Raw genomic sequence first — 10,939 nt, 5'->3', positions numbered from 1 at the left:
ACAAGACCGGGGTGGTCAAAGTTCAGCCGGAACACGATGGTCAGGATTCAGGCGGCGTTGACACCCCGTACAACATGTGCACCCGACCGACGCGCGCAGCATGCGCATGTCGCGGCGACCGCTCATCGGCAGATCCGTGCGCCCACGCTCCACCGACCTGCCGCTAGGCCCTAGACCCCCTGTCGCACATCACCTGGCGGAGATGTGCAGCGGATCAGTTGGCGGATCACAGCGGGCCTTGTCAGAACGCGGGCGGCTACGTCGACCCGGCCAGCGGTCGGCTGCTGCCGTCGTGGGATGACGCCCTGGACCTGGTCGACGCCGACCCCGACGCCGAACCCGTGCACGTCGTCCGGTTCGGTGTCCAGGTCGACGCCAAGGGCGTGCTCGCCGGCACGAAGGACGCGGACCGGTGCGTCGGCTACATCACCAAGTACCTCACTAAGCAGGCCGCCGACTGCCACGACGTGACCACTGCTCGTCAGCGTGCGCACCTGGAACGGCTGTGGCAGGAGCTGCGGCACACGCCGTGCTCGGAGCGGTGCGCCAACTGGCTGCTCTACGGCGTCCAGCCCAAGAAGGCCCGGCCCGGGCTGCGGCCGGGCCGGGCCACTGCAAGAACAAGGTCCACAAGCGGGACACCCTCGGCATCGGCGGTCGCCGGGTGCTGATCTCACGGCAATGGTCCGGCAAGACCCTCGCCGACCACCGCGCCGACCGCCGCGACTGGGTCAAGGCACTGCTCGGCGTCACCACCGACGCCGCCACCGCACCGGCCGGCGGCGACCACCGGCACGCCTGGGAACTCGCCCGGCCCACCGACCCGGACGTGCCGCCCCTCGGGCACCGGGTCCTGCGGGCGATCTCCGAACGCATCCAATGGCGCGCCCAACTCGACGCCGCCAGACGCGATCAGGCACCACCCGATGCTTCGGCAGTCAGCTCGGCGGAGCAGGAAGGGGACCGAGCATGACCGAGCGAAAGAGCGCGCGCCCGGCTGAGGCCGCCGCGCTGCTTGGCGTGTGCCGGGACACCGTGTACGTGCTGATGCGATCGGGTCGACTGCGGTCGATCAAAGCGGGGCGTGCCCGGCTCATCCCGCTGTCCGCGATCGACGAATTCCTTTCGGCAAGTGAGGAGTTCGCGGCATGACCGGCCGGCGTCGTCGCTCCCACGGTGAGGGCTCGGTGTACGAGCAGCGCCCGGGCATCTGGGCGGCGGTGATCGACCTGGGCTGGATCGACGGGAAGCGGAAACGGAAGTACGTCTACGCCAAAAGCGAGGCTGAGGCGGTTCGGAAGCGTGACGAGCTGCGCCGGCAACTCCAGCTCGGCATCGACCTCACCGCGCAGCCTCGGACGGTGGAAGCGTGGTTGACCGAGTGGCTGCGGGACGTGAAGGCGCACGACGGCACCCGGCCGTCCACGCTGGCTCGCTACCGGCTGGCGGTGAGCAAGCACCTGGTGCCGGGACTGGGGCGGGTGAAGCTCGACCGGCTGACGCCTCGGGACATGCAGCGGTTCCTGACCGGGCTTCGGGGCAAGCTGGCGCCGGCCAGCATCATCAAGGTGCATGCGGTTCTGCGGGTGGCCCTGGCCGACGCCGAGCGGATGGACCTGGTGCCGCGCAACGTCGCCAAGGCGGCCAAGCCGCCGGCTCTCGGCCGGTCCGAGCGGCGTGCCCTGACTCCTGAGGAAGCCAAGAGGCTCCTGTCGGCGCTCAGGGGTGACCGGCTGGAGTCGCTGTTCGTGCTGGCACTGGCGACCGGGCTGCGGCGGGCTGAGCTGTTGGGCCTGCGCTGGTCGGATGTCGACCTGCCGGGTAGGGCGCTGTTCGTTCGGCAAACGCTCCAGCGGACCGACCGGGTCCTGGCGTTCGTACCGCCGAAGACGCACCGGTCCATTCGGCCGATCCCGCTGTCCGGGTTTGCCGTCAAGACGTTGAAGTCGCACCGGATACGCCAGGCCAAGGAGCGGCTTGCCGCTGGCGAGGTGTGGTCGGATCTGGGCCTGGTGTTCGCCAGCACGATCGGCACGCCGATGGAACCGCGGAACGTCAACCGGCGCTTTGAACAGCTCCGCGCGGCAGCCGGCCTGGACTGGCTGCACCTGCACGACCTGCGGCACGCCTTCGCCACGTTCCTGCTCGACCAGGGCGAGGAGCTGCGCACGGTGATGGAGCTGCTCGGGCACTCCACGATCCGGATGACGGCCGACACCTACGGGCACGTCCTGCGGGCACGGGCTCGTCAGGCTGCCTCGGCCATCGATCGGGTGCTGGGCGAGGAGGGGACGGCGTGACCGCTTGGCTGTACGAATGGCTGTACTCGGGAGCGAGATCAACCGGTGGAAGTGCTGGTGGAGCCCAGGGGACTCGAACCCCTAACCCCTGCCTTGCAAAGGCAGTGCTCTGCCAGTTGAGCTAGGGCCCCGAGGGCGGGCGGAGCCGCCTGGTGCCGGATGTCAGCGCAGGTCGGGGGCGGTGGTCGCCTCGTGCCACAGGGCGCGCTCGTCGTTGGAAGCCTTGACCTTCTTGGCCACCAGCGCGGCAACGCCGACGACGCCGACCAGGAACAGAAGCTTCTTGAACATGGGGCGACCCCTCGCGCTCGACTGTGCCGTCGGAACGGTGTGCGGTGGGGCTAGCTGGAATCGAACCAGCGACCTCAGAGTTATCAGCTCTGCGCTCTAACCGACTGAGCTATAGCCCCGCGTGGCGACGAGCAAGGTTAACCCATCGCGTCGCTCGGCCCCAAATCGGGGGGCCGGCGCGCCCGCGCCACTTTGAACCTACCCGTACGCACGACGCCGGGGCGACCGCTTTCGGCGGTGCCCCGGCGTCGTGGAGCCGGATCAGTCCCGCTCGGCGAGCGTCAGCTCGATCCCGCCGACCAGGTCGGCGCAGACGTTGTAGACGAACGCGCCGAGCGTGGCGAGCGCGGTGAACAGGACGACGTTCACCAGGCCGATCAGCGCGGAGCTGAGGATGACGCCCTTGGCGGTGATCTGGAAGCCGCTGGTGCTCTGCCCACCGCCGGCGCTGACCAGGTCGGTCAGGCTGTCGTTGACGCTCTGGAACACGCCCATGGCGTCCAGGGCCAGGTAGAGCACCGAGGTGGCGACGACCACCACGATGAAGAGCACCACCGACACCGAGAAGGCGAACTTCATCACCGACCAGGGGTCGATCCGCTTGAGGTTCAGCCGGGCCCGGCGCGGGCCGCGGGAGGCGGCCGAGCCGACCGAGGCACGCGCGGCGCGTACCGCGTCACCGACCCGGGCGGCCCCGACGGCGCCACCGATGCCCGGCGGCAGGCCTCCGCCGTTGGCGGGACGGCCTCCGGCGGCCGGGCGGCCCCCGTCGGGCGACGGCCTCGCCCCGCCGCCCACCCTCGGCTGGGTGCCGGTGCCGGACGGGGAGGTGGCGGCTCCCGTCTTGATCGGCTGGGTGGTGTTGGCCGACTTGGCCGAGGCAACCGCCGGCTGGGTGGCGGAGGAGGGCCCGTCGAGCCCCGCTGTCGGGGGCTTCTCGGTCGACCCCTCGTCGCCCGGCGTCTCCGGCGGCGGTGTCATGCCGGGTGCCCGGGTGAACTTCGGGGCAGGCGCATCGGCGGGGACGGTCGCCCGACCCACGGCAGCGCGACCGGCCGCGGCTGTGCCGCTCTTGGCGGCCTCCTCGTCGACCGGGGTGGCCGAGGTCCCCGTGTTCCCCGACTTCGCCTGTGTCTCCGTCATCAACTAGTCCTGTTCGTCAGGCTCGTCGGCATTGCGAGCAATCGCCACGATAGTCACGCCGTCCGGGAGGTCCATCAGCTTGACCCCCATTGTGTTCCGGTCACGCGTACGGCGTACAGGCTTCACCGGAGTCCGGATGACGCCGCCGTTGCTCGTGATCGCGAACAGCTCGTCGTCCGGGTCGATCACGATCGCGCCGACCAGACCACCGCGTCGCTCGGTGATCTTGGCAGTCAGCACGCCCTTACCTCCCCGACCCTGGACCGGATATTCCTCGATCGGGGTGCGTTTCGCGTATCCCCCGTTCGTGGCCACCAGAACGTCCAGGCCCTCCCGAACGACCTCCATGGCCAGCAGGACGTCGTCGTCGGTGAAGCGCATCCCGATCACGCCCGAGGTGGCGCGGCCCATCGGGCGCAGCGCCTCGTCGGTGGCGTTGAACCGGATCGCCTGCGCCTTCTTCGAGACGAGCAGCAGGTCCTCCTCCGGCGCCACGAGGACAGCACCGACCAGCTCGTCCTCATCGCGCAGGTTGATCGCGATGACGCCGCCGGACCGGTTGGAGTCGAACTCCTCGAGTCGGGTCTTCTTCACCAGGCCGTTTCTCGTGGCCAGTACCAGGTAGGGAGCCACCTGGTAGTTCGGGATTTCAATGATCTGCGCGATCTGCTCGTCAGGTTGGAAGGCGAGCAGGTTGGCCACGTGCTGGCCCTTGGCCACCCTACTGGCTTCCGGCAACTCGTACGCCTTGGCCCGGTAGACGCGGCCCTTGTTCGTGAAGAACAGGATCCAGTCGTGGGTGGAGCATACGAAGAAGTGGCTGACGATGTCGTCCTGCCGCAGGGTGGCGCCGCTGACGCCCTTGCCGCCGCGCCGCTGGGAGCGGTAGAGGTCGACCTTGGTGCGCTTGGCGTACCCGGTGCGGGTGATGGTGACGACCACGTCCTCGCGGGCGATCAGGTCCTCCATCGAGACCTCGCCGTCGAACGGCACGATCTTCGTCCGCCGCTCGTCGCCCCACTTCGCGACGATCTCGCCGAGCTCCTCGGAGACGATCTTCCGCTGCCGCTCCGGCTTCGCCAGGATGTCCTTGAGGTCGGCGATCTCGATCTCGAGCTTCGTCAGGTCGTCGACGATCCGCTGCCGCTCCAGGGCGGCGAGGCGGCGCAGCTGCATGTCCAGGATCGCGGTCGCCTGGATCTCGTCGATGTCCAGCAGCCGGATCAGGCCCTGCCGGGCGTCGTCGACGGTGGGCGAGCGCCGGATCAGGGCGATCACCTCGTCCAGGGCGTCCAGCGCCTTGGCCAGACCGCGCAGGATGTGCGCCCGCTCCTCCGCCTTGCGGAGCCGGAACGCGGTCCGCCGGCGGATCACCTCGATCTGGTGCTCGACGTAGTAGCGCAGGAACTGGGCCAGGTTGAGCGTGCGCGGCACCCCGTCGACGAGGGCCAGCATGTTGGCGCCGAAGGTTTCCTGGAGCTGGGTGTGCTTGTAGAGGTTGTTCAGCACCACCTTGGCGACCGCGTCGCGCTTCAGGACCAGCACGATCCGCATGCCGGTACGCCCGGAGGACTCGTCCCGGATGTCGGCGATGCCGGCGAGCTTGCCCTCCTTGATCAGCTCGGCGATCCGCTCGGCGAGGTTGTCCGGGTTGACCTGGTAGGGCAGCTCGCTGACCACCAGGCAGGGCCGGCCCCGCTTGTCCTCCTCGACCTCGACCACGGCGCGCATCCGGATCGAGCCGCGCCCGGTCCGGTACGCGTCCTGGATGGCCTGGGTGCCCACGATCAGACCGTGGGTGGGGAAGTCCGGGCCCTTGACGATCTCCAGCAGGGCGTCGAGGGTGGTGGCCTCGTCGACCTCCGGGTTCTCCAGGCACCACTGCACCGCCGCGCCGATCTCGCGCAGGTTGTGCGGCGGGATCTTGGTGGCCATGCCGACCGCGATGCCCTCGGAGCCGTTGATCAGCAGGTTGGGGATCCGCGACGGCAGGATGGTGGGCTCCTTGGCCCGGCCGTCGTAGTTGTCCTGGAGGTCGACGGTGTCCTCGTCGATGTCCCGCAGCATCTCCATGGCCAGCGGGTCGAGCTTGCACTCGGTGTACCGCATGGCCGCCGCCGGGTCGTTGCCCGGGGAGCCGAAGTTGCCGTTGCCGTCGACCAGCGGGTAGCGCAGCGACCAAGGCTGGGCCATCCGGACCAGCGCGTCGTAGATCGCCGAGTCGCCGTGCGGGTGGAACTGACCCATCACGTCACCGACGACGCGGGAGCACTTCACGTAGCCACGGTCCGGCCGGTAGCCGGAGTCGAACATGGCGTACAGGATCTTGCGGTGGACCGGCTTGAGCCCGTCCCGGACGTCCGGCAGGGCCCGCCCGACGATGACGCTCATCGCGTAGTCGAGGTACGAGCGCTGCATCTCGACCTCGAGGCCGACCGGTTCGATCCGGTCGTGCTGCACGACCGCCGCGAGAGGTGTCTCCGGGATCTCCGGCTCGTTCGGGGTGGACTCGGGAGTATCGGTCACTGTTAACCCTTATCAGACTCAGAGTCGTTTTCGTGCTGTGGATAACGGCTGTGGGAAACCGGCCAAGCTGTGGATAACTCTGTGGACCGGGTGGCCGGCCGGTGGACACCGGCCGGCCACGCCGGGTCCGTCAGATGTCGAGGAACCGCACGTCCTTGGCGTTGCGCTGGATGAACGACCGGCGGGCCTCGACGTCCTCGCCCATCAGCACGCTGAACAACTCGTCGGCGGTCGCGGCGTCGTCGAGCGTCACCTGGCGCAGCGTACGCGTTGCCGGGTTCATGGTGGTTTCCCACAGCTCGGGGTAGTTCATCTCGCCGAGACCCTTGAACCGCTGGATGTCGTCCGGGCGAGCGTTGGGCTTCTTCTGCTGGCGCAGCGCGATCAGCCCGTCGCGTTCCCGGTCCGAGTACGCGTACTGGGCGTCGTCGCCCTTCTTGTTCCACTTGATCTTGTAGAGCGGCGGGGCGGCCAGGTAGACGTGGCCCAGCTCGACCAGCGGCCGCATGAAGCGGAAGAGCAGGGTGAGCAGCAGCGTCTGGATGTGCTGGCCGTCGACGTCCGCGTCGGCCATCAGCACCACCTTGTGGTACCGCAGCTTCTCCATGTCGAAGTCGTCGTGGATGCCGGTGCCCAGCGCGGTGATCAGCGCCTGGACCTCGTTGTTCTTCAGCACCCGGTCGATCCGGGCCTTCTCCACGTTGAGGATCTTGCCGCGGATCGGCAGGATCGCCTGGGTCCGCGGGTCACGGCCCTGCTTGGCGGAGCCACCGGCCGAGTCGCCCTCGACGATGAAGACCTCGGACTCGCGCGGGTCGGTGGACTGGCAGTCGGCCAGCTTGCCCGGCATCGAGCCGGACTCCAGCAGTGACTTGCGTCGGGCCAGCTTGCGGGCCTGCTGGGCGGCGATCCGGGCCCGGGCCGCCTGGGACGCCTTCTGAATGATCATCTTGGCCTCGGCCGGGTTGCGGTCGAACCAGTCGACCAGCCGGTCGTTGCAGACCCGCTGCACGAAGCTCTTCACCGGGGTGTTGCCCAGCTTGGTCTTGGTCTGGCCCTCGAACTGCGGGTTGGCCAGCTTGACCGAGATGATCGAGGCGAGGCCCTCGCGGATGTCCTCGCCGGAGAGCTTCTCGTCGCCCTTGAGCAGCTTCTTGTCCGCGCCGTAGCGGTTGACCACGCTGGTCAGCGCCGATCGGAAGCCCTCCTCGTGGGTGCCGCCCTCGTGCGTGTTGATCGTGTTGGCGAAGGTGTAGACCGACTCGCCGTACGACTCGTTCCACTGCATGGCGATCTCGACCGACATGCCCTCCTCCTCGGCACCGAACTCGACCACCGTCTTGTGGATCGGGTTCTTGGAGGCGTTGAGGTGCCGGACGAAGTCGGCGATGCCGCCCTCGTAGAGGAAGGTGACCTCGCGCTGCCGGCCGTCCTCCTCCTCGGCGACCCGCTCGTCGAGCAGGTGGATGGAGAGACCCCGGTTGAGGAAGGCCATCTCCTGGAGGCGCCGGTAGATCGTCTGGAAGTCGAAGTCGACGGTCTCGAAGACGTCCGGGTCCGGCCAGAAGGTGACCGCCGAGCCGGTGCGGTCGGTGGTCTCACCCTTCTCCAGCGGGCTCGGCTTGGAGTCGCGGTACTTCTGCCGCCAGACGAAGCCGGACTTGTGGATCTCCACCGCCATCCGGGTGGAGAGGGCGTTCACCACCGAGACGCCCACGCCGTGCAGACCGCCGGAGACCGCGTAGGCCTTGCCGTCGAACTTGCCGCCCGCGTGCAGGACGGTCAGCGCGACCTCGACACCCGGCTTCTTCAGCTTCGGGTGCAGGTCGACCGGGAAGCCACGGCCGTTGTCGGTGACCTGGACGCCGCCGTCGGCGAGCAGCACCACGTCGATGGTGTCGCAGTAGCCGGCGAGCGCCTCGTCCACGGCGTTGTCCACGACCTCCCACACGAGGTGGTGCAGACCGCGCTCACCGGTCGACCCGATGTACATACCGGGCCGCTTGCGGACCGCCTCCAGCCCCTCCAGGACGGTGATCGACTCTGCGCCGTACTCCTGCTTGTCCTGCGTTGCCACCCTCGGCCACTTTCTCGCGCCCGGCCGCGCCAGGGCGCGGGGGCGCGGGTTCGGCGGACAGGACGCGACGTCGGCGCACGGACCGGCCCGGGAAGTCCAGGTCACGGAGCGCGTGCACCGGTCGCCGCGGTTGCCCGCGGATCGCGATCGGCTCGACCCGACGCGGGACAATGATCAAGGGCCCTCGGGGGCCCGTGTCCGTCGCTCCGTGCCGGGTGTTCGTCTCGCGGTCAATCTTACTGTGCGCGCACGACACAACCGCCACTCGGCACCCTTCCGCGGCGTCTGAGACCTCCGTAGCCGGCCGAACCGTGCTGTCCACGACTCCCCCTACACGCCTGGCGAAGATCGAGGGCGGCGCCGCACGGAGAAACGTCGGGCGGGTGGACGCCCGGCCAGGGGTCGCGCGCAGACCGGCCGTACCGTACCTTTGCGGCGCCACCGGTGCTCGTCTTGATCTTTTCCATCCGCAAGCGGGACGATCGACGCGATCGAACCGACACGTGCTCACAAGGGGTGACGCCAGATGGGGCTGGACAATGTCGCGGTGCACTGGCCGCGGACCGGCCGCTTCTACGACCCGGTCGCGCCGGCCGAGTTCGTGGACTTCGGTGAGATCGTGGACATTCCCGGGATCTCCGCGCCGACCGCCGCGCTCGCCGAGCACATCGCCAAGACCGGCACGGTGCGGGCGACCGCCTACACCGAGCTGGTCGACCTGATCCTCGGGCTGGAGAATGTGCTCTACGCCACGGAGGCCGCCGCCGAGGACGAGGACCCGGTGATCGACCCGGACGGCTGCGCCTGGATCGCCGGCGGGGTGGAGAAGTTCGTCGCCCAGCACCGGCCGTACGGCGAGCCGGTGAGCTTCGAGTCGGTCAGCGAGGTGCTCCGCGCGCTGTTGGGCGACGGGCGCCTGGCCGAGCAGCAGCTGCGCTGGCTGGAAAGCCGGCTCGACCGGCTGCGCGACGAGAGCGGCGACCCGCCGCAGTGGGACTTCACCTGCGCCGAACTCGGCGTGCTGTCCGCCTTCTACCGGCGCTGCGCCGACCGCGGCTTCGCCGTCTACGCCGACGCCTGATCCCGTGCCGGGCCGCCCCGTCGACCTGACCGGGCGGGTCGCCGGCGTCGTCAGGAAGTCGTCGGGCCCGGCGCGGTGGGGGTGCCGGTTGCGGCGCGGTTCGCCGCGCCGATCACCTCGGTCAGCATCGTGTGCAGGCGCCGCAGCTCCTCGACCGGCATCCCGAGCCGTTCCACGATCGTCGGCGGAATCTGCTCGGCCCGGGCGCGCAGGGCCTGACCGGCGGCGGTGAGCGTGACGGCGAGGCTCCGCTCGTCCGCGGGGTCCCGCTCGCGCCGCAGGTAGCCCGCCGCCTCCAGGCGCTTGAGCAGGGGCGACAGCGTGCCGGGGTCGAGCTGGAGCAGACGGCTGAGTTCCCGGACCGACAGCGGCGCGTGCTGCCACAGCGCGAGCATGACCAGGTACTGCGGATGGGTCAGCCCCATCGGCTCGAGCAGCGGCCGGTAGACGGCGACGACCCCGCGGGCGGCGACGGAGAGGGCGAAACACACCTGCTGTTCCAGCGCCAGCGGATCCCCGTCCATCTGGTCACGCACCGATCGGCCTCCTCATGGTCGTTGCTATCGTACCAATAATTGGTGTACCAACCGTTGGGGCACAAAGCATCGAGGAGAGGTCAGGCGAGATGAGCGAGGCGAAGCGGCAGCAGCGGGCTCCCGGCGAGGGCGGCACGCTGTGGGCCTGGGCCTTCAAGTACCTGGCCGGCCCGGCCGAGGGGGTCCAGGGTGCCGTGCAGGGCGGTTCCACGCAGGCCCGCGAGGCGTGGACGCGGGACCTGGAGAACCGCAAGCGCTGGAGCCGTGAGCAGCGGGAACGCAAGCGCGCCGAGCGCGAGGCCCGACGCGCCGGGCGGTGACCCGGGCTCAGCCGTAGGTGTCCCGGGGGCCGCGGCCCCGGACTCGCCGCGGGCCCTTCGACCAGGACGGTGCCGCCGGGCCGTGGATGTGCAGCTTGAGCACCACGTTGTGGCCGACCTCCCCGGCGATCCGCTTGAGCAACGAGCCGGCGAGCAGCCGCAGCTGGGTGGCCCACGCCGTCGAGCGCGCCTCCACCGTCAGCACGCCGTCCTCGAGCTTCACCGGGCGGCTGTGCTGGGCGATCTCCGCCCCGACCACCTTCTCCCAGGCGCCGAAGACGGTCGCCTCGGCGGCCGGCTGCTGCCACCCGCGCGCCTTCATCAGCCGTTCCAGCACCACGCCCAGCGGCTGTGGGTCACGCGGGTCCGGGCCCGGCCCGGAGTAGCCGCGCAACCGCCGCTCACCGCCGTCGCCGGAGACCGCGCTCTTGCGACGGGTCTTCGCCGCCGACTCCCGGCGGGACTTCGCCGCGTCCAGCACCGCCCGGGCCAGCTCCGGCCCGGCAGCCGAGCCGGCCGCCGCGGCGTCACCCGAACCACCCGCGGCCGAGCCGACGGCCGCGGCGTCCGCGCCCTTCGGGCGTCCGCCGCCCGCGCCGGCACTCCGCCCACCCCGGGCGGCGTCCGCGCCGGTGCCGGTCGGTCGCGCCGCGCCAAGTCGGAGG

At 70.0% G+C, this 10,939-nt stretch carries 10 protein-coding genes, 2 tRNA genes and 1 pseudogene; 5 read left to right on the top strand and 8 right to left on the bottom strand.

Going from position 1 to position 10,939, the window contains the following annotated elements; translation table 11 throughout:
* Positions 1-218 precede the first annotated feature (218 nt).
* From V6U81_RS29280 to V6U81_RS28300, 3 genes and pseudogenes are all read left to right on the top strand, one after another.
* A pseudogene (locus V6U81_RS29280) lies at positions 219-973 on the top strand (replication initiator).
* On the top strand, positions 970-1,152 hold the full coding sequence (locus tag V6U81_RS28305) for a helix-turn-helix domain-containing protein (RefSeq protein WP_334494021.1): 183 nt from the start codon (positions 970-972) through the stop codon (positions 1,150-1,152). The pseudogene V6U81_RS29280 and the gene V6U81_RS28305 overlap by 4 nt, the downstream one beginning before the upstream one ends.
* A 68-nt stretch (positions 1,153-1,220) precedes the next feature.
* Positions 1,221-2,300, top strand: coding sequence for a tyrosine-type recombinase/integrase (locus V6U81_RS28300; RefSeq protein WP_334494019.1), 1,080 nt, complete (start codon positions 1,221-1,223; stop codon positions 2,298-2,300).
* Positions 2,301-2,355: 55 nt separating this feature from the next.
* On the opposite strand, the gene V6U81_RS28295 is transcribed toward V6U81_RS28300, so the two are convergent.
* The 6 genes from V6U81_RS28295 to gyrB all read right to left on the bottom strand — a co-directional run bounded on the left by V6U81_RS28295 (position 2,356) and on the right by gyrB (position 8,337).
* Positions 2,356-2,431, bottom strand: a tRNA-Ala gene (locus V6U81_RS28295).
* 31 nt (positions 2,432-2,462) lie between these two features.
* Entirely contained in the window at positions 2,463-2,591 is a 129-nt protein-coding gene (locus V6U81_RS28290) for a DLW-39 family protein (protein ID WP_210774060.1), read from the bottom strand.
* A gap of 45 nt (positions 2,592-2,636) precedes the next feature.
* Positions 2,637-2,710, bottom strand: a tRNA-Ile gene (locus V6U81_RS28285).
* 142 nt (positions 2,711-2,852) lie between these two features.
* Positions 2,853-3,734: a DUF3566 domain-containing protein gene (locus V6U81_RS28280; protein ID WP_334494016.1), complete on the bottom strand. Its 882-nt coding sequence runs from the start codon at positions 3,732-3,734 to the stop codon at positions 2,853-2,855.
* Between the two features lie 3 nt (positions 3,735-3,737).
* The gene (gene gyrA / locus V6U81_RS28275; protein WP_334494014.1) at positions 3,738-6,260 is read right to left on the bottom strand and encodes a DNA gyrase subunit A; all 2,523 of its coding nucleotides are present in this window, start codon (positions 6,258-6,260) and stop codon (positions 3,738-3,740) included.
* 130 nt (positions 6,261-6,390) lie between these two features.
* The gene (gene gyrB / locus V6U81_RS28270; protein WP_334494012.1) at positions 6,391-8,337 is read right to left on the bottom strand and encodes a DNA topoisomerase (ATP-hydrolyzing) subunit B; all 1,947 of its coding nucleotides are present in this window, start codon (positions 8,335-8,337) and stop codon (positions 6,391-6,393) included.
* Between the two features lie 526 nt (positions 8,338-8,863).
* Here gyrB and V6U81_RS28265 point away from each other — a divergent pair.
* Positions 8,864-9,418 (top strand): hypothetical protein, encoded by a 555-nt coding sequence (locus V6U81_RS28265; protein ID WP_334494010.1) that lies wholly within the window; start codon positions 8,864-8,866, stop codon positions 9,416-9,418.
* A gap of 50 nt (positions 9,419-9,468) precedes the next feature.
* Here V6U81_RS28265 and V6U81_RS28260 read toward each other — a convergent pair whose 3' ends face one another.
* Entirely contained in the window at positions 9,469-9,942 is a 474-nt protein-coding gene (locus V6U81_RS28260; protein WP_334494026.1) for a MarR family winged helix-turn-helix transcriptional regulator, read from the bottom strand.
* Between the two features lie 101 nt (positions 9,943-10,043).
* Here V6U81_RS28260 and V6U81_RS28255 point away from each other — a divergent pair, with 101 nt between their 5' ends.
* A complete protein-coding gene (locus V6U81_RS28255) occupies positions 10,044-10,274 on the top strand; it encodes a hypothetical protein (RefSeq protein ID WP_334494008.1) in 231 nt (76 codons plus the stop codon).
* A 7-nt stretch (positions 10,275-10,281) separates the two neighbouring features.
* Here V6U81_RS28255 and V6U81_RS28250 read toward each other — a convergent pair.
* Positions 10,282-10,939, bottom strand: a 658-nt coding sequence (locus tag V6U81_RS28250) for a DciA family protein (protein WP_334494006.1), incomplete at its 5' end; no start/stop codon positions are given.

The organism is Micromonospora lacuserhaii (genome assembly GCF_036902735.1).
Taxonomy (GTDB): domain Bacteria; phylum Actinomycetota; class Actinomycetes; order Mycobacteriales; family Micromonosporaceae; genus Micromonospora.
Note: the sequence above shows the minus strand (reverse complement) of the source record. Positions and strands in the feature narration are given on the sequence as shown.